Raw genomic sequence first — 17,892 nt, forward strand, 5'->3', positions numbered from 1 at the left:
AACTGGAATCAACGACACCGTGGTGGATTGGGGAGTGTGCTGTGACATCGACGTCAGCTGCAAAGAGAGTGGGATTCATTGGAGTGGGTGAGCAGGGGTGGAACAACCTCCTTCCCGCACTCGGGCTCGTCGACCACGTCGACTTGGTCGCTGTCTGCGACGCCGATCGAACCCGCCTCGACAGGGCCGCGCGCACGTACGGAGCGGCTGCGTACGTTGATTTCAATTCCATGCTGGATCTGGAGCAATTGGATGCCGTCGTCGTAGCGAGCCATCCGGAGGTTCACGAAGCCGTTCTACGGCGAACCATCCCATCTCGCATGCCGACGTTCATCGAGAAGCCGCCCACGCTGAGCACGACTGCCCTGCGCGATCTCGTCCAAATGAATGAAATCCACCGCACGATCACGTCAGTTGGTCTGAACTTCGGCTACAGCGAGCCGCTGCAGTTCGTTCGAGCGGCGCTGGCCGAGGAGTCGTTCGGAAGGCTCAGCTACCTCCGTGTCGCTCACATGAACAACAAGCCGGACGATGACCTGTGGACCACGGGACGACGCCTCCGGTCGTTCCTGCTCTCTCAGGTCATTCATGCGCTCGGAGTGGTCTTCGACTTCGGTCAACCGCTCGATGACGATGAGAGCATCGATACCTATGAGTCGGACGCCGGCTACCTCGTCACGCTCCGGAAACAGATGACGCGACACGGGACGCTGACGCCCTTCACCGCGGAACTGGTCGCCTCGTCGAGCTCGCCCTACTTCGACTGGTCGCTTCAAGCGGTCTCAGATCGCGGCAACTCGATCGTCGTCAACTCGTTGCTGGAGGTCGAGGTCTACAGTCACGACCAGGACCACCTCTACACTGCGTCCCCCAAGTGGTGGCGGAGTACGTGGCGGCCGAGTCCCATGTCAAGCGGCTATCGTCGGACGGGCTACGAGCGGCAGTTCACGGAGTTCATCGGCGCCATCGACGGCGCCTTGGCAGAGCACACTATCGAGAACGCGCTCCACATGTACGAGGTGATGGACCGTGTCGAGCACCAGCACACCAGGATCGGAGCGCCCGTTGCATGAGAACCGTTACGTCAACGTCGGAGATGCTGAGCGCCAGGCGGTGCTGGCGGCGCTTGAGACCCGGCAACTCGCCGGCACCGCGGCGAGCGTGGCCGAGTACGAGGCAGCGCTTGGCAGTTACTTCGGCCGCACCGCGATCGCGGTGTCCAGCGGCACGTCTGCGTTGCATGCCCTCCTGATAACCGCGGGCATCAGTTCGGGTGACGAGGTCATTCTTCCCCCAACCGCCCCCGTGATGAGTCTTCTGCCCGTCATCGCGGTGGGCGCGGTGCCGGTGTTCGCCGACATCGAAGCGTCGACCTTCGGTCTCGACCCTCTGGCTGTCTCCGCCGTTCTATCTCCCCGTACTAAAGCGGTCGTGACCGTCCCCATGTGGGGGTACCCAGCGAATAGTTCCCGGCTGCGTCAGCTGGCGGATGATGCCGGCGTCTTCTTCATCGAGGATGTATCTCACTGCCACGGATCAGTCGAAGCGGGCGCGCGGATGGGAACGATCGGGCACGCCGCCTTTTTCAGTACTCAGGAGCGGAAGCTCATCGCGACCGGCGAGGGGGGCTTCATCCTGACCGAGCAGCCGCATCTGATCGCGGGGCTCCGTGCGGTGCGGGACTTTGGAAAGCTGCAGCAAGACGCGCCGGGCCAGCCTGGCACGGCGGGATCATACGGGCACGATTTCGGGCTGAACTTTCGTATATCGGCGCTGGGTGCGGCGCTTGGAATCCCACAACTCAATCGGCTCGACGCGAAGATCGAGGAGCGCACTCGGAATGCTCGCTTCATCACGGATGAACTTGCACGACTCGGCGTTCCGCTGCACGAATGGGAGGCGCGAGCACTCGGCATCCCCAACTACTACTCTCTCGTCCTCCGCCGTGACTCGACGGAGCTCGACATGAAAGAGGTCGGACGACGCCTCGCTGAGCGCGGCGTGATCTCGGACCTGCATCGATTCGGGGGAACCATGCTTTACGACCTACCAGCCTTCGCGGCTTACAGGACGGCCGCGTGCTCCGCAGCGGAACGCGTGTTCCGGGAGATCGTGACCGTTCCGACTCACGAAGGGTTGACTTCGACTGATCTGGAGTTGATTGTCGGCGCGGTGAGCGCCAGCGTGAACGGTGCCGCACGATGACGATCATCGATCGAACCGCGTCGTACGCAAAACAGTTCACCGTCAGTGGCTACGTGCTCAATCCCACAGAGGACCGGATACTCCTCATCCATCACAAGAAGCTCGCGAAGTGGCTTCCGCCGGGGGGTCATGTCGACGAGGACGAGACGCCCCAGGCGGCGGTCGTCAGAGAGGTGTTCGAGGAGACCGGCGTGGCAGCCGTGCTGCGCCCGCACACGGGCGTCGACCTCTCCGCGGACGGTCGTACCGAAGCTCAGCTCGACCTCCCGATCAGCATGAGCTATCAGCTCATCCCTGAGCGCCCCGGCGAACCCGCGCACATCCATATGGACATGGCCTTCGTGCTGCACACGTCGGAGCGCGGCGCCCTGACGCCCGCGGTCGGAGAGGTTCACGACGCGGGCTGGTTCTCGAGCATCGAGATCGACGAGCTCGACGCGTTCCCCTCCGTGAAGGTGATCGCGCGCGAGTTGCTCGCCTCGGCTTCCACGGAATGACAAGCGCGAGCGTGAGCGCAACGATCCCACTCAGCGAGCCCTCCGATAGCTTGTTCCCGCGACCCGTTATCTCCGTCTCGGTGATGACGCATCCGCGCCGGGCAGCGCACGCGGAAGCTCTGGCGAGCGCATTCGAAGAGTTCGCCGTGCGCGTCGTGACCGACCCCGACCCGGCCGGACGGCCGAGCACCGTCCGCACGGCGAGGGAGGCGTGGAAGCCCTTCGATCACACCGCCACCCATCACCTGGTGATTCAGGATGACGTGTTCCTCCATCCGCAGTTCGAGCCGCAGGTTATCGATGCGGTGGCCGCTCAGCCGGACGCCGTGCTCAGCTTCTTCAGCGAATGGGGCTCGTTCACCTCACACGCGATTCGCGTCGGCGCATTCATAGGGGCGGCCTGGATCCCGCAGGTCGACACCTACCTGGGCACTCAGGCCGCGCTGATGAAGGCGGGCCTCGCGCAAGAGTTCGCCGACTGGCTTCGTGGCCTTTCGTTCGAGGTCCCCGACGATCACGCTCTGTTCGAGTTCGCTCACACGCGCGGTCTCAAGCATTTCGTCAGCAATCCGAACTTGGTCGAGCACGACGTGGGCGAGAGCCTCATCGGCAACGCCTCGCAAGGTCTGCGCCGTGCCACCGTGTTTCGTGGTGTGTCTCAGGCGCCGAGGGCCTGGTGGCGGCATCAGCCGATGACGGGTCTGCGGCTCTTGCCCGCGATGCACTGGAGTCGCCCCCAGCCCATGCTCTACGCCAAGCCGCGGCGCGGCGTGGTCCGGTGGGACATACGCCCCCCGGCGAGTGCCTGGGGTGCGTTTGCCGGTGCTGTGCAGCAGCTCGTTGACGACAACCTCTCTGCCTTCGTCTCGCGACCCGGCTACGGCAAGCTTCGCGCCGCGGTGATCGTGCTCTGCGAACAGGTCGCCGTTGCATCAGCGCATCCTGGCGAACATGTTTCTGACCGCTTCGGCGAGAGCTGCGCTATCGAGGCTGCGCTGACGATGGTGCCGGGTGCGCTGCGGGTCGAGGATGGGGCGCGAGACCTCGTCACCGACACGGCGCTCATGGCAGCGGTGGGAGTGATCCTCCAGGACGTTCGGCGCACGCTCATCCCTCGGCTCGACCCGGATACCGTCTCCGCCTACTGGAGCACCTCGGCTCACGGATGAACCGCGCTGCGATCGGAACCGCACCGAACGCGTAGGGCAGGATGGGGGTCGTGGTGCACCCGACCGACTCCGAGACGCGTCGCTCGCGACGCGAGCGGTCGACGGAGGCGCGACCCCTTCCCTCGCGGCGCGAGCTGCGTGAGCGGGCCGCCGCTTCGGGGTCTGCGACCACCCGTCCGCGCGACGACCACGCACCGGCGCCGGCAGGTCGATCACCGCACAGCCGATCACCTGGGCTCGAATCGGCCGAGGCCGATGCCCTGACGGCATCCGTGCGCCTGCCGGCATCCGTCTACGTCCGCCGCCGCGCTGTCGCGGCCGTTGCCGCGCTCGCTTTCGTCGGACTCGTCGTCGCCGGCGCCGCCGGCATCACGTCGGCGCTCAGCGGATCGAATGGCGCTCCCGCCGACCCGGTCGCCGCTCTTCTCGGCGACCGCGCAGCCGTCGCGCCCAACGCGTCGTCGATTCCCGCGCCCGCGCAGTCCGGCGACGCTGCCGGGGACCAGGCCGTCGACGACGCGACGAAGGATGCCGCCGGCACGGCCGACATCTGCTCCGCGCAGGCCTTCACGCAGGCTCTGGCATCGGGATCCGACGCGGAGGTCTTCGCCGCTGCGGGCGGCGCGGAGTCTTTCCGTGCTGCCGTCGCGGCCGGTGCCGCCCCCTGCGTCGACCTGCACGAGGCGGGACGCACCTGGGTCGTCGTCAACAAGCTGAACGCGCTCGATCCGATCGACTACTGGCCTGAGCCGCAAGCGCGGGCCGAGGGTGTGGAGCGGACGAGCGGCGGGCACATGCGGGCGGACGTGGCGCTGGCGCTCGCGCAGCTCGTGGCCGCTGCCCGAGACGAGGGCGCGGGCACGATCGGGGTCAACAGCGGGTTCCGCTCGTACGACTTCCAGGTGTCGACGTACCGCAACTACGTCGGTCAGCTCGGCCAGAGCAACGCCGACCTCACCAGCGCTCGCCCCGGTCACAGCGAGCATCAGACCGGCCTCGCCGTCGACGTCGTCGCCTGCGACGGCGGGTGCGGAGCCATCGAGCAGTTCGGCGGCACCGCGCAATCCGATTGGGTCGCCGCGAACGCCCACCGCTTCGGGTTCATCATCCGCTACCCCGACGGGCTCACCGACACCACGGGCTACGAGTACGAGCCCTGGCACCTGCGGTACATCGGCCCCGAGCTCGCCGCGCTCTACGCCGAGGGCGGCTACCGCACCCTCGAAGACTTCTTCGGGATGCCTCCGGCACCGACCTACGCCGACTGACCCGGCCCGGCGCCCGCGCCCGCCCGTCGACTCGCCAGGTTCTGCGGATGCCGCGCCCCCGCATCCGCACTCTCTGGCGAGTCGACGGAGAGGGGGGAGCAGGCGGGGTCAGGCGCGGCGGCGGGCCAGGGTCGCGACGCCCGCGGCGCGCAGGCGGTCGCCGATCAGGATGCCGAGCCACGTCGCTCCGACGCAGCTGGCGATGCACAGTGCGACGAACCCGATGAGCACGGGCGCGGTCATGCTCCACAGATCGAACGACTGCGCTGCGAACACGGGATACGTCGCGCCGATGATCGCGGCGCCCGCGTAGTGCAGCCAGGTGTTCCAGCGCCGGTAGAGCGTCGCGAGGAACGGCAGCTCGGGGAAGAACGACCAGTAGAGCATCGTCGCGACCGATCCGATCGTGAAGAACGGTGCAAGCACGAGTCCCGAGATCAGCCCCACGAGCAGCCCCGCTCCCGGGCGTTGCAGCAGCCTGAGGGCGATGACAGCGGGCAGAACCCACAGCCCGGCAATCGCCACCGTCGCGAACGGCACCGTGAGGAACAGGGTCGTCGACGCGACCCACGCAGGTGCGAGCAAGGCGCTCGCCGCGACGCCGATCGCTGCGCACGTCAACAGGTATGCCGTCGAGACACGCGCGGCGCGCGATCGGGGTGCCGCGGTCATGCTCGCGTCTCCCGCTCCGTCGTGGCTCGGCGTTCATCATCCGGCGCGTGCTCGGATGCCGCCTGGGGCTTCGGGGTCGGCGAGCTCGCGCCCTCGCGCCAGTACCCGACGAAGCTGATCTGTTCCTTCGGGATGCCGTGGTCGGCGACGAGCATCCGCCGGGCGGTGGTCGGCAGCGACTGCTCGCCGACGATGAACGCATGGAGGGGCTGCGCGGACGACGCGCCCGGCGCCAACGCGCTCAGCGCCGCGAGGGCGGCTGACCCCGGCTTCGCGTCGGGCGCCCGGACGAGCCAGCGGACCTCGACCCCTGGAGGCGCCTCGATCTCGAGCATGTCGTCGCTCGACGGGGCTTCGATGAATGCGGTTCCGGATGCCGTTTCCGGAAGCGACGCGCAGATGGAGGCGACGGCCGGCGCCCCCGTCTCGTCGGCGACGAGGAGCACATGATCGACGCCTCGCTCGGGGTTGAAGCGCAGCCCCTCGTCGATGATGACGACGCTCTCTCCCGCATGGGCCTGTGAAGCCCAGCGGGAGGCGGGTCCGGCGGTCGGCCCCGAGCCGTGCAGCACGAAGTCGACGTCGATCTCCGCACCGCCCGACGGCCCCGCCGGCCGGTACGCCCGCACCGAGTAGTTGCGCATGACCGGCCGTTCGCCCTCGGGGATGCGGAGGTACTTCAGGTAACCGAACAGCTTGTTGGCCTTGGCCGGGATGCGGTCGAGGGCCTCATCGCCGCCGAGCGGCAGGAAGAGACGGAACCACTGGTCGTAGCCCAGCGGCACGAATCGGTCGATGTCGCCGCGGCCCAGCGTCACCCGCATCCAGTGCGGAGCGAGGCGCTCGGCGCGTAGCACCTCCAGACGTACCAGTCCGGGCGTCAGGGGCTTGACGAGGTTGCGGGTCATGCGCAGCATCCTTTCCAGGCCCGCCGCAACCCGTCGACTCGCCGACACATGCGGATGCCGGCGCTCCCGCATCCGCGATACGTGGCGAGTCGACGGGGTGTGGCCGGCATCACGCGGTCCAGGGGAAGAGGGCGATGAGGATCGCCGCCGAGACGAGCCAGAAACCTGCGACGAAGACGACGTCACGTGGTCGGAAGGGCACGAGGTGCCTCTCGGTGCGGTCGCGGTGGGCGCCGAAGGCGCGCGAGTCCATCGCGAGGGCGACCCGCTCGGCGTGCCGGATGGCTCCGGCGAGCAGTGGGACGACGTAACCGCCCCACCGCGCGATCGCGGCGAACGGGCCTCGACCGCCATCGGCGCCGCGCACGCGGTGGGCCTGCCGGATGAGCTCGAGCTCGTAGCCGAACCGCGGCACGAACCGGAACGCCGCGAGCGCCGTGTAACCGACGCGATACGGTACCCGCAGCTGCTGGACGGTCGCCCGCACGAGGTCCGGTCCCGTCGTGGTGAGTCCGGCGATGAACGCCAGCGCGGCGATCGCTCCGAGCCGCAACCCGGTCGCCATCCCGATCTGCAGCGCCCCGGCGTGCAGGCTCCACGCGCCGAGCTGGAGCAGCACCGGGGTATCGGCCACCCGCGCAGCGTCGACCCACAGTGACATCCCCGCTCCCACCATCAGGATGCCGATGGGCACGGCGACCGCGAGTAGGAGAACGGTGCGCACGGTCCAGCGCGCCCCGAGCAGCACCGCATACGCGAGCGCGAGCAGCGCGAGCGGCGTCACCAGGTCGCGCGTGAAGATGAGTGCGACCATCGCGGGGACGGGCGCCGCGAGCTTCGCCAGCGGATTGAGCCCGAACAGCAGCCGACGCGATGCCGGCGCTGCCGCGTAGGGATCGAGCGCGGTGTCGGTCGTCGCGCTCATCGCCGGCCTCGCGGCAGATCGCGGAGACGCGCGACGCCCGCCAGCTCCGGGAACGCGTCGAGTCCGTGCAGGGCGCGCCGCAGCGGCGGCATCCGAAGCGCCGCAGAACGCAGCAGCTCGTCGGCGCCGAGGATGTCTGCGGTCGGTCCGTCGGCGACGATGCGGCCGTCGCCGACGACGACGCAGCGCTCGGCGTACTCGCTCACCAGCTGCATGTCGTGGGTGACGACGAGGATGGTCGTGCCGTCGCGGTTGAGGTCGCGCAGCACGTGCAGCAGCTCGTCGGCGCGGGCTCGGTCCTGGCCGAACGTCGGCTCGTCGAGAGCCAGTACCGGGGCGCCGGCGATCAGGGCCGTGCCGACCGAGAGGCGGCGCTTCTGACCGCCGGAAAGCAGGAACGGATGCCGGTGGGCGTGCGCTTCGAGGCCGAAGCGGCGCAGCATCCCGTCGACGCGCTCGCGCACCTCGTCGTCGGCGATCCGCTGGCGGCGCAGACCGTGGGCGAGCTCGTCGAAGACCGTATGCGCGACGAACTGATGCTCGGGGTTCTGGAAGACGAAGCCGACGCGCTCGGCGACCGTGCGGGGGTCGGCCCGGTTCGGATCGAGGCCGCCGAGGTCGATGCGCCCGCGCGGGCCGCGGACGACCCCCGCGATCGCCTGGATGAGGCTCGTCTTGCCGGCCCCGTTGGCGCCGACGATCGCGACGAACTCGCCGGCTGCGACCTCGAGATCGACGTCGTGGAGCACGGTCGCCCGGCCTCGGCGGAGCGTCAGGCCGCGCACCGAGACCACCGGCGTCTGCGTGTGCGTCGGAGAATCACGCGGAACTCGGACCGAATCGGAGGTCGCCGCCGACGGTGGCGTGATCGTCCGATTCTCGTCACCGGATGCCGCTGCCTCGAGCCCCGCGCGCAGCTCTTCGGGCGTCAGGGGGAGCGGGTCGAGCGGATAGCCCGCCTCGCGCAGCCGCAGCGCCGCGAGGGTCGAGACCGGCAGCCACACCCCGATCTCGTGCAGCTCGGCCGCCCGTTCGCGCAGCACCGTGTCGATCGGCCCGTCGGCGATCGTGCGGCCGCCGTGATCGAGGACGACGACGCGGTCGGTGAAGCCGATCGCCGCGTCGAGATTGTGCTCGACGAGCAGGATCGCCCGGTCGCCGGCGGCGGCGATCTCGCCCAGAGCGGCGTAGACGTCTTCGATGCCCTCGGGGTCGAGGTTCGCGGTGGGCTCGTCGAGCACGAGCAGGGGCGAGTCCATCGCGAGCGCGCACGCGATCGCGAGGCGCTGACGTCCCCCGCCGGAGAGGCGGTCGGGGTTCTCGTGCCGTCGCTCCCAGAGGCCCATCCGCCGCAGTGCCTGCTCGCTGCGATCGAGGACGTCGTCGACGGGAAGCCGCAGGTTCTCGGGGCCGAAGGCGACCTCGTCGAGCAGGGTGCCGGTGACCAGCTGCGCGTCGGGGTCCTGGAACACCATGCCGACGCGCGTGCTCAGGCGCGGAATCGGGGTGGTCGCGGCATCCTCGCCCGACACGAGCACCGTGCCCTCGGTCGTCGCCGGGATCGACTGGGGGATGAGCCCGTTGAGCGTCAGCGCGACGGTCGACTTGCCCGAACCGCTCGGTCCGAGCAGCAGCACGACCTCGCCGGGGGTGACGGTGAACGACGCGCCGCGCGTCGCCGCGGCATCCGACCCCTCGTAGGTCACGGCGAGATCGCGCACGGCGAGCAGCGGCGCGGATGCGGTCGCGGCGACCGGCGTTCCCGCCGTGGCGGCACCGGATGCGGCGGATGTCACGGGCGTCCTCGGATCGGATCGGTTGCGCTTAGCTTAGCCGACCCTAACTTGGGGTCGAAAGGGCGGCCGAGCGCTCAGCGCCGGGCGACGCCGGCGCGGCGCAGGCCGACGCCGATCCACAGCCCGATCGCGGTCCAGACGACGGGGCCGAGCACGGCGAGAGCCAGGTACGTGATCTGGGCCCACAGCGGGAGGGCGCTGAGGTGAGCGGCGAAGAACACCGCGAGGGCGACGACGACGCCGATCACGAGACCCGAGACGAAGAACCGCCACGGCGCCCACGAGCGGTAGCGGACGAGAGCGGCGACGCCCTCCTGCAGACCGCCGAACAGCACGGCGGTCCCGAGGAACTGGAACGTGTAGGGCGGCGCGACGGCAGCGGATGCGAGCGCCGCGATCAGGTGCGTGATGAGCGCGACCCAGGGCAGGCGCAGCGTCTCCTGCGCCACGATTCCGGGCAGTACGTGGATGCCGAGGAGGAAGCCGTAGACGATCGGCAGGCCCGTGATGACGGGAACCGCGAGCCATCCCTCGATGCCGCCGAGCAGGCCGGTGGCGACCCCGATGGCAGCGCAGACGAGCAGGACGCGCGTCGAAAGGCGGGATGCCGTGGCCACCTGCCCAGCCTATGGGACGGGTGGCGCGGGGCTCCCCTCCCGGCCGTGAGAAATGGCTCGGTCACCTCAACGCTCCCGTGACCTGAATGAAAGCCGAGGGTTCCTTGTGTCGGAACTGTGAGCTAGGTTGACTTCACCGCGCGCCGACGACGCCGCGCGGACTGCTCATCCATCCCCCCACTGGAGCGCACATGGTTCGCACCACCCTGCGAACAGTCGCGGCTGTATCCCTGGCTGCACTGTTCACGAGCTCTGCCGCAACGGCATCCTTTGCTGCAACGGGAGAGGGGGTGAACATCCCGGTTCCGATCGAGAGCGAGAGCGGGCGCTACATCGTCCTGCTCGATGAGGCTCCCGTCGCGACCTACGAGGGCGGCGAGGCCGGTCTCGCGCCGACCAAGCCCGACGAGGGCGAGCGTCTCGACGTCCAGTCGCGCGCCGTGACCGACTACTCCGGCTTCCTCGAACAGCGTCAAGAAGAGGTCGCGAGCGAGGTCGGCGCGACCCCCGACGCGACCTACCAGACCACTCTCAACGGGTTCGCGGCTCAGCTGACCGCCGATCAGGCGGGCAAGCTCGCGGCCAAGAAGGGCGTGCTCGGCGTCTTCCCCGACGAGATCCGTCACGTCGACGCCGTTCCCTCGACCGAGTTCCTCGGCCTCGAGGGCGCCGGCGGCGTCTGGGAGAAGGTCGGCGGCATCGATGCTGCCGGTGAAGGCGTCGTCGTGGGCGTCGTCGACACCGGCATCGCGCCGGAGAACCCGGCATTCGCCGGCGACGCGCTCGGCGGCTCGGCGGGCGCTCAGCCCTACCGCGACGGCGACGAGGTCGTGTTCACGAAGGCCGACGGCGGCGAGTTCCGCAGCACGGTCGTCGATCAGGATGCCGGGACGAAGGATGCCTGGGACCCGTCGCTCCTGAACACCAAGCTCATCGCGGCGCACTACTTCAGCGAGGGTGCCGCCGCCAACGGGTTCTCGTTCGCCGACGACCACCTCTCGCCGCGTGACGGCGACGGACACGGCTCGCACACGGCGAGCACCGCCGCGGGTAATAACGGTGTCGACGCGACGGTCGAGGGGGTCGACTTCGGCTCGATCTCGGGAGTCGCGCCGGCCGCGAAGGTCGCGTCGTACAAGGCCTGCTACGTCGGGCCCGACCCGCTCGTCACGACGGATGACATCTGTGCGCTCAGCGACCTGCTGGCCGCGATCGACCAGGCCGTCGCCGACGGCGTGGACGTCATCAACTATTCGATCGGCGGCGGCTCGGCCACGACCGTGCTCGCACCGGAGGACATCTCGTTCTTCAATGCGGCGGCGGCGGGTGTCTTCGTCGCAACCAGCGCCGGCAACTCCGGCCCCGACCCGGTCACGGCCGATCACGCCTCGCCCTGGTACGCCACGGTCGCGGCATCCACCATCCCGACCTGGGAGGGCACCGTCCGCCTCGGTGAGGAGGGCGACGCCTCGGCCGCCCAGTTCGCGGGTGCGTCCGTCTCGGTCGGCTTCGGCGACACGACCTCGGGTCCCTCGGTCTTCGCCGGCGACGCCGGTCTGGCCGGTGCCGCGACCCCCGAGCTCTGCCTGCTCGGCTCGCTCGATCCGGCCAAGGTCACCGGCAAGATCGTCGTCTGCGACCGCGGGTCGAACGCCCGTGTCGAGAAGTCGCAGGCGGTCGAAGAGGCCGGCGGTATCGGGATGATCCTGACCAACGTCACGCCCGCGTCGCTCGACAACGACTTCCACTCGGTTCCCACCGTGCACGTCGCCGACACCGCCCGACCGGCCGTGCTCGAGTACGTGCAGGGCGGCACCGACCGCGTCGTCACCCTGATCGGCGAGAACGTCACCGGCAGCGAGACCCCGGTCCCGCAGGTGGCGGGCTTCTCGAGCCGCGGGCCGATGCTCGCCGACGGCAGCGATGTCATCAAGCCCGACATCACCGCTCCCGGCGTCGCGATCCTCGCGGCCACCGAGAACGGAATCGACGAGGACCCGACGTTCGGCATCCTCTCGGGCACCTCGATGTCGTCGCCGCACGTCGCCGGCCTCGCCGCGCTCTACCTCGGTGAGCGCCCTCTCGCGACTCCCGCCGAGGTGAAGTCGGCGATGATGACCACCGCTTACGACACGGTGGACGCCGCCGGAGACGCGGTCACCGACCCGTTCACGCAGGGGGCCGGACAGACCGACCCGACGAAGTACTTCGAGCCGGGCCTGCTCTACCTGAACGGTCCGGCCGACTGGGCCGCGTACCTGCAGGGGCTGGGACTGCGTGACTTCGGCGTCGACCCGATCGATCCGAGCGACCTGAACCTGCCTTCCATCGGGGTCGGCGCGCTCGGCGCGCCGCAGACGGTGACCCGCACGATCACGGCCACCGAAGCCGGGACGTACCAGGCGCAGGCATCCGTCCCCGGCGTCGACGTGCAGGTGTCGCCGTCGTCGGTGACGCTCGCGGCGGGCGAGTCGGCCACGGTCGAGATCACGCTGTCGCGCGTCGACGCACCGATGGGCGAGTGGGCCACCGGCTTCCTCACCTGGACGGGCGGAGCAAACGATGTGCGCTCGCCGATCGCCGTTTTCCCGGTGCCGGTCGACGCTCCGGCGTCGGTCTCGGGAACGGGCGTCACGGGCTCGGTCGACGTCACCGTCGCGCCCTCGCTGACGGGTGAGATCGACCTCGGTCTGTCGGGTCTCGTTCCGCAGGAGTTGCGCGTGAACCCGGACTTCCCCGAGGTGCCCGGACACTCCGGTGACCAGGACTCGTTCTACGACGAGGGCGAGGCCGGCTTCAACACGTACGAGATCGTCGACGTTCCGGAGGGCACCGAGTTCGCGCGCTTCGCTGTCGAGACCGAGGCGACCGAGACGACCGACCTCGACATGACGGTGTACCGCGTCGTGAGTCCCGACGACCTGCGCTACTACGAGCAGTGGTCGTCGGCGACGGCGTCGGCCAACGAGGCGGTCTCGCTCACGGCTCCCACCGCGGGCACCTACCTGGTCAAGGTCAACCGGTACTCGTTCAGCGAGCCGTTCACCTACGACCTCACCACCGCGGTCGTCGCGGCGGGGGTGTCGGGCGGCGAGTTCACCGCGACACCTGACCCGCTGCCGACGGTGCAGGGAGAGAGCGCGACCTACACCCTGTCGTGGGCCGGGCTCGAGCCCGAGACGTCGTACGTGGGCGTGGTGCGCTACGGCGACTCGTCGATCCGGACGATCGTCGACGTCGAGTCAGGCCAGGGAGCCCCGGTCGCGGTCGTCGCGCCCGAGGTCACCGGCTCGGCGAAGGTCGGGGCGACGCTGACGGCCACAGCCGGCGAGTGGGACCCCGCCGAGGTGAGCGTCGCCTATCAGTGGCTTCGCGGCGGTGAGCCCATCGAGGGCGCCACCTCGGCGTCGTACAAGGTGACGCGCGCCGATGTCGGCACGGCTCTGTCGGTGCGGGTGACCGCGACGGCGGAGGGCAACCCGCAGGTCGGAACCGCGGTGTCGAACGAGGTGTTCGTGAAGTTCGCCTCGGCGACGACGGTGTCGCTCAACCGGTACGTCGGGACGGCTTCGCAGCCGTACGTCGTTTCGGTGAAGGTCACCCCGACCGGGGGCGCCCCGGCTACGGGCACCGTCGACATCTGGGTGAACTCGACCCGCTACAGCGCGGATGTCGTCGACGGCACGGCGCGCGTCGAGCTGCCTCGGCAGTCGCGCGGACTGAAGGTCGTCGTCGCCACCTACAACGGCAGCGACACGGTCGAGGGATCGCTGGGGCTCAGCGGCTTCCTCGTGCTGTGGTGATGACCGGCTGACGCGCTGCGGCGCGGATGAGCGGGGCGCTCGGACGACGGTCCGGGCGCCCCGTCGCGTACGGCTGGAGTAGGCCCCGACATCGTTCGCGAGGATGCCGCGGAAGCGTCCTCCGGCTGACGCGGCCGATCCCCCGGGCTGTTTGGCTGGCGTCATGCATCACTCACCTCGTTCCTCGATTCTCCTTCCCGCGACTCTGCTCGCCCTCGGCGGACTGCTCAGCGCCTGCAGCGTCGCCCCCTCGGCACCGACGTCCCCTCAGGCGGACGCGATCGCGTGGCAATCGTGCGACGGTCTGGTCTCGCAGGTCGCCGCGCTCTATGACGTCATGGAGACTCCCTCGCCGCTCGACGGGTGGGGCGATCGGATGCAGTGCGCGAACGTCTCGGTTCCCCTCGACTACGACGATCCCGACGGGCGGCAGATCACCATCGCCGTCAGTCGAATGGTGCCGGAGGGGCGAAGCGCCGGCACGATCCTGACCAACCCCGGTGGGCCGGGCCTCGAGGGGAGAACGACGCCCGCCCTGCTCGCAGCCTCCGGCATGGGGGATCTGGCAACGGATCACACGCTCATCGGCATCGACATTCGTGGCACGGGCGGCTCGACGAGCATCAATTGCGACGGTTCGCTCGACGTCCCGCTGCCCGAGGGAACCGTGGACGAGCGGGTGGCGGTGGACTATTCGGTCGCGGTCGCGGCTGCGAACGAGGCATGCGTCGAGCAAGACCCCGCGTATTTCGCTCAGCTGACCACGGCTAACGCGGCTCGCGACATGGACCGCGTCCGTGCGGCGATCGGCGCTGACCAGGTCGACTACGTCGGTGTGTCGTGGGGAACGGAGCTCGGCGCCGCCTATCTCGCCCAGTATCCCGACCGCGTACGTCACATGCTGCTGGACAGCATGGTCGACCTCAGGCACGACGCAGCGATGAGCCTGGACGATCTGGTCGCAGCCGACGTCGCGTACGGCAGCGATGACGAAGCCGGTGTCGCCGACGACGTCGTGGTAGACGGCCTGTCATCGCCCGACAGCTACGTGCCCTTCAATCTCACGACGCGAACGGCCCTGACCTGCAACGCGTACACCGGCGCGACCGACCCCGAGGCCGTCTGGTCTGCTCACCTCGCCCGAAGCGAAGCGATCGGCAGCGATCCGCAGGTTCGCACGCAGCACCCGTTGAGCGGAGGCCTCGCGGGCACGTCCGCCTGCGCGGGATGGCCGATCGAGGCGCATCCGCTTGTCCTGACCTCCGGTGACGCGGGAGACAAGCTGCAGATCGTGGCTCACGCCTCCGAGACGGTGACCCCCGCGCCGTGGGGCACGCTCGCGCATGCGCTCCTCGGTGGGAACCTGACCATCCTCGACGACGCGGGCCACGGCTCGCTCGCCAACGGCGACAACGCCGCCGAGGCGGTGGAGTACCTCCGCAACGGCACCCCGATGTCGTGAGGTGAGCATTCGAGGGGCGGAGCGCCGGCGAGGCGCCCCGCCCCTCGAACGCGAGAGCCGGGTGTGGCGGTCGGTCAGGCGGGGCGGGATGCCGCGAGGGTACGGCCGGCCGTGACGGCATCCCGTTCGGCGTTCGCGCGCAACTCGGCCGCCGCCTCTGTGAAGGCGTCGAGCGCGGGGTTCACTCCCACGAGGGTGAAGGGACGGTGGACCACCGTGAGGTCGAGGCCCCAGACGTCTGCGAAGACGCGCCGAAGCCATCCGGTCGAGTGGTCCCAGCCCTCCTTCGGGCTGCCGGGCTCGTAGTTGCCACCCAAGACGGTGACGAGGGTCGCGGGCTTGCCGCGCAGCGCCGTGCCCTGTGGGTCGATGCGCGGGTCGGTGTATGCCAGGTCGAACCAGGTCTTCACGTGCTGCGAGACGCCGTAGTTGTACAGCGGCACGGTGAAGAGCAGGGCGTCGGCGCCGATGAGCTCGTCCGCCAGCTGCTCGCGCAGGGCGATCGCCTCGCGTTGTCCGTCGGTGAGCTGCTCGGCGGGTGTGAAGCCGGCGGTCACGGCATCCCGCCAGGCGGTCGCCGGGACCGGATCGGCGGCGATGTCGCGGCGCACGACGTTGCTCGAAGGGTGAGCGGCGAGCCATTCGGCCTCGACGAGGTCGCCCAGCTCGCGGCTGGCTGAGGTGGCGGGGAGGATGCTGGCATCCAGGCGGAAGAGGGTCATGCGCTTCTCCGATCAGAGGGGCTATGAAAAACAAAGCGACTTCGGGAACGCTAGCACACGTACGATAGGGGGATGGCCGAGCCCCACGATGCGCGACAGTGCGATGCTGCGGTGTCGCACGCGTTCTCGGTGCTCGGCAAGCGGTGGAACGGCATGATCGTCGACGTGCTCGGGCAGGGTGAGCTCTCGTTCGTCGGCCTGCGTCGCGCCGTCGCCGGCATCAGCGACGCGGTGCTCTCCGATCGGCTCACCGAGCTCTCGGATGTCGGGCTGGTCGTCCGACGCGTCGAGTCGGGCCCACCTGTCGCGGTCACCTACGCGCTCACGGACGCCGGGTCGCGCCTCGTGCCGATCCTCAGCCAGCTCGGCGAATGGGCCGACGGCAACCTCGCACGCCGCTGAGCGCGCACCGGAGCAGGTCGGAGAATAGAGACCGTGATCGACGGCCTGAACCTCCCGGCATCCCTTTCCGCACGCGCGGCGGATGTCGTCGTCCGGCGTGCGACGCCGGACGATCTCGACCCGATCGTGCGGCTGCTGTCGGACGACCCGATCAGCGCGGGCCGGGGCGACGTCGCGCGCGATGAGGACCGCGGCGCGTACGCTGACGCGCTCGAGCGGATCATCGCGAATCCGGCGAACGAGCTGCTGGTCGCCGCCGATGATGCCGGTCGGGTCGTGGCGACCCTGCAGCTGACCCTCATCCCGGGAATGGCGCGGCGGGGGAGCACCCGCCTGCTTGTCGAGGCCGTCCGCGTCGCGAGTGCCGAACGCTCATCCGGCATCGGCACCGCACTCATGCGGTGGGTGGTGGATGCCGCGGCAGTCGAGCTCGGCGTTTCCCTCGTGCAGCTCACATCGGATGCCGCGCGCGTCGATGCGCACCGGTTCTACCGCAGGCTCGGCTTCGTCGACTCGCACGTCGGGTTCAAGTACGCCGTGCCCTCGGCAACGACCGGCGGCCGATGACGGGTAGTCGTCACGAGCTCTGTCTGGTGAACGGCCAATTCTCCGCGTGCGTGAAGGGGAGAGCGACCACCTGCACGGGGTCCTCGTACAGGATCGTTCCGGGCCCAGCGGTCCGTACCTCGTGCCAGGGAACGTCGTAGCGGTCGAGCAGGTGGAGGTATCCCGCCGTCAGTGCGAGGAGGTCGTGCGCTTCGGTTTTGAACCACGACCGCCCGCCGGGAGGCGCATCCGGACCATAGGCCTCGTTCGGAGCATCGTAGAGGCTGTTGGCGCGATCGTTCGCCGCCCGCCACCAGGCTTCGTCCTCGGGGAGAAGCACCTCGTCGCGCGCCAGCCCGTTTGCGAGGGCGAAGACGCCGGGGAAGCGCCCGTTCCGGTTGGGAATTGCGCTCTGGAATCGGACGAATCGCTGCACACGGCGACGATACCGACGTTCGGCGTCAGGCCGGCGTGCGCAGGGTCAGCCACACGTCGACGTCGTCCTCGCTGTCGAGGGCGAAGCCGTGCCGCTCGTACAAGCGCCGCGCGGCGCTGCCCTGCAGGACGTTGAGGCGCGTCGGTCCGTCGTGCGGCTCGGCGATCACCGACCGCAGAACGATGCTGCCGATGCCTCGCCCTTGCTGGGACGCGGCCACGTAGAAGTGCTCGATCCAGCGGGTGGTGTCGTCTGGGCGGGTCGTGATGCAACCGGCATCCGTCCCCTCGACGACGATGATGCGGGTCCACTCGGGGCGGAAGCCCGCGCGCATGCGCTCGCGCACCCGGTGCTCGTCGAAGCGGCCGAGGCGCTCGAGGTCGGCACGCAGCACGTCGGCGCGCAGCTCGACGAGCCACTCGATGTCGGCCGGGACAGCGGGGCGGAGGGTGACGTCCATCGCG

At 69.5% G+C, this 17,892-nt stretch carries 17 protein-coding genes; 9 read left to right on the forward strand and 8 right to left on the reverse strand.

The genetic code is table 11. The annotated features are described in order from the left end of the window. Window positions 1–41: 41 nt before the first annotated feature. Genes QUC20_RS01010 through QUC20_RS01030 form a run of 5 tightly spaced genes read left to right on the forward strand, consistent with a single transcriptional unit; the run spans window position 42 to window position 5,139 of the window. Window positions 42–1,073, forward strand: a complete 1,032-nt coding sequence (locus tag QUC20_RS01010; RefSeq protein ID WP_282501861.1) for a Gfo/Idh/MocA family protein — start codon at window positions 42–44, stop codon at window positions 1,071–1,073. Then, the gene (locus tag QUC20_RS01015; protein WP_289330656.1) at window positions 1,030–2,205 is read left to right on the forward strand and encodes a DegT/DnrJ/EryC1/StrS family aminotransferase; all 1,176 of its coding nucleotides are present in this window, start codon (window positions 1,030–1,032) and stop codon (window positions 2,203–2,205) included. Before QUC20_RS01010 ends, QUC20_RS01015 begins: the two co-directional genes overlap by 44 nt. Beyond that, window positions 2,202–2,702 carry an NUDIX hydrolase gene (locus QUC20_RS01020; protein WP_289330657.1) on the forward strand — a complete coding sequence of 167 codons (501 nt, stop codon included), beginning with the start codon at window positions 2,202–2,204 and terminating at the stop codon, window positions 2,700–2,702. The genes QUC20_RS01015 and QUC20_RS01020 overlap by 4 nt, the downstream gene beginning before the upstream one ends. Window positions 2,703–2,713: 11 nt before the next feature. Then, window positions 2,714–3,871: a hypothetical protein gene (locus tag QUC20_RS01025; protein WP_289330658.1), complete on the forward strand. Its 1,158-nt coding sequence runs from the start codon at window positions 2,714–2,716 to the stop codon at window positions 3,869–3,871. Window positions 3,872–3,921: 50 nt separating this feature from the next. Continuing rightward, window positions 3,922–5,139, forward strand: coding sequence for a M15 family metallopeptidase (locus QUC20_RS01030; protein WP_289330659.1), 1,218 nt, complete (start codon window positions 3,922–3,924; stop codon window positions 5,137–5,139). A 108-nt stretch (window positions 5,140–5,247) separates the two neighbouring features. Here the strand turns inward: QUC20_RS01030 and QUC20_RS01035 are convergent, their stop codons facing one another. From QUC20_RS01035 to QUC20_RS01055, 5 genes are all read right to left on the reverse strand, one after another. Beyond that, window positions 5,248–5,811: an ECF transporter S component gene (locus QUC20_RS01035; protein WP_289330660.1), complete on the reverse strand. Its 564-nt coding sequence runs from the start codon at window positions 5,809–5,811 to the stop codon at window positions 5,248–5,250. Next, window positions 5,808–6,719, reverse strand: coding sequence for a siderophore-interacting protein (locus tag QUC20_RS01040; RefSeq protein ID WP_289330661.1), 912 nt, complete (start codon window positions 6,717–6,719; stop codon window positions 5,808–5,810). Before QUC20_RS01040 ends, QUC20_RS01035 begins: the two co-directional genes overlap by 4 nt. Before the next feature lie 109 nt (window positions 6,720–6,828). Further along, on the reverse strand, window positions 6,829–7,644 hold the full coding sequence (locus QUC20_RS01045; protein ID WP_289330662.1) for an energy-coupling factor transporter transmembrane component T: 816 nt from the start codon (window positions 7,642–7,644) through the stop codon (window positions 6,829–6,831). Then, window positions 7,641–9,440, reverse strand: a complete 1,800-nt coding sequence (locus tag QUC20_RS01050) for an ABC transporter ATP-binding protein (RefSeq protein ID WP_289330663.1) — start codon at window positions 9,438–9,440, stop codon at window positions 7,641–7,643. Before QUC20_RS01050 ends, QUC20_RS01045 begins: the two co-directional genes overlap by 4 nt. Before the next feature lie 74 nt (window positions 9,441–9,514). Next, window positions 9,515–10,057, reverse strand: coding sequence for an ECF transporter S component (locus tag QUC20_RS01055; protein ID WP_289330664.1), 543 nt, complete (start codon window positions 10,055–10,057; stop codon window positions 9,515–9,517). Window positions 10,058–10,248: 191 nt separating this feature from the next. Between QUC20_RS01055 and QUC20_RS01060 the strand changes: the two genes are divergently transcribed. Beyond that, window positions 10,249–13,860 carry a S8 family serine peptidase gene (locus QUC20_RS01060; RefSeq protein ID WP_289330665.1) on the forward strand — a complete coding sequence of 1,204 codons (3,612 nt, stop codon included), beginning with the start codon at window positions 10,249–10,251 and terminating at the stop codon, window positions 13,858–13,860. A gap of 163 nt (window positions 13,861–14,023) precedes the next feature. Next, complete coding sequence (locus QUC20_RS01065) at window positions 14,024–15,322, forward strand: alpha/beta fold hydrolase (RefSeq protein WP_289330666.1); 1,299 nt, start codon at window positions 14,024–14,026, stop codon at window positions 15,320–15,322. 74 nt (window positions 15,323–15,396) lie between these two features. On the opposite strand, the gene QUC20_RS01070 is transcribed toward QUC20_RS01065, so the two are convergent. Then, a complete protein-coding gene (locus QUC20_RS01070) occupies window positions 15,397–16,044 on the reverse strand; it encodes an FMN-dependent NADH-azoreductase (RefSeq protein WP_120263759.1) in 648 nt (215 codons plus the stop codon). A gap of 72 nt (window positions 16,045–16,116) precedes the next feature. On the opposite strand from QUC20_RS01070, the gene QUC20_RS01075 reads away from it, so the two are divergent. After that, window positions 16,117–16,446: a winged helix-turn-helix transcriptional regulator gene (locus tag QUC20_RS01075; RefSeq protein ID WP_120263758.1), complete on the forward strand. Its 330-nt coding sequence runs from the start codon at window positions 16,117–16,119 to the stop codon at window positions 16,444–16,446. A 33-nt stretch (window positions 16,447–16,479) separates the two neighbouring features. Further along, window positions 16,480–17,013 carry a GNAT family N-acetyltransferase gene (locus QUC20_RS01080; RefSeq protein WP_289330667.1) on the forward strand — a complete coding sequence of 178 codons (534 nt, stop codon included), beginning with the start codon at window positions 16,480–16,482 and terminating at the stop codon, window positions 17,011–17,013. A 10-nt stretch (window positions 17,014–17,023) separates the two neighbouring features. Here the strand turns inward: QUC20_RS01080 and QUC20_RS01085 are convergent, their stop codons facing one another. Beyond that, window positions 17,024–17,428, reverse strand: coding sequence for a hypothetical protein (locus tag QUC20_RS01085; protein ID WP_289330668.1), 405 nt, complete (start codon window positions 17,426–17,428; stop codon window positions 17,024–17,026). Window positions 17,429–17,453: 25 nt separating this feature from the next. Then, complete coding sequence (locus QUC20_RS01090; RefSeq protein WP_289330669.1) at window positions 17,454–17,888, reverse strand: GNAT family N-acetyltransferase; 435 nt, start codon at window positions 17,886–17,888, stop codon at window positions 17,454–17,456. Window positions 17,889–17,892 lie beyond the last annotated feature (4 nt).

Source organism: Microbacterium arborescens, from assembly GCF_030369635.1.
Lineage (GTDB): Bacteria > Actinomycetota > Actinomycetes > Actinomycetales > Microbacteriaceae > Microbacterium.

Bases quoted from the DNA above. Each gene is read 5' to 3' on its own strand.
- QUC20_RS01075 (WP_120263758.1), top strand. From the start codon at position 16,117: ATGGCCGAGCCCCACGATGCGCGACAGTGCGATGCTGCGGTGTCGCAC.
- QUC20_RS01040 (WP_289330661.1), bottom strand. From the start codon at position 6,719: ATGACCCGCAACCTCGTCAAGCCCCTGACGCCCGGACTGGTACGTCTG.
- QUC20_RS01060 (WP_289330665.1), top strand. From the start codon at position 10,249: ATGGTTCGCACCACCCTGCGAACAGTCGCGGCTGTATCCCTGGCTGCA.
- QUC20_RS01090 (WP_289330669.1), bottom strand. From the start codon at position 17,888: ATGGACGTCACCCTCCGCCCCGCTGTCCCGGCCGACATCGAGTGGCTC.
- QUC20_RS01065 (WP_289330666.1), top strand. From the start codon at position 14,024: ATGCATCACTCACCTCGTTCCTCGATTCTCCTTCCCGCGACTCTGCTC.
- QUC20_RS01035 (WP_289330660.1), bottom strand. From the start codon at position 5,811: ATGACCGCGGCACCCCGATCGCGCGCCGCGCGTGTCTCGACGGCATAC.
- QUC20_RS01045 (WP_289330662.1), bottom strand. From the start codon at position 7,644: ATGAGCGCGACGACCGACACCGCGCTCGATCCCTACGCGGCAGCGCCG.
- QUC20_RS01070 (WP_120263759.1), bottom strand. From the start codon at position 16,044: ATGACCCTCTTCCGCCTGGATGCCAGCATCCTCCCCGCCACCTCAGCC.
- QUC20_RS01020 (WP_289330657.1), top strand. From the start codon at position 2,202: ATGACGATCATCGATCGAACCGCGTCGTACGCAAAACAGTTCACCGTC.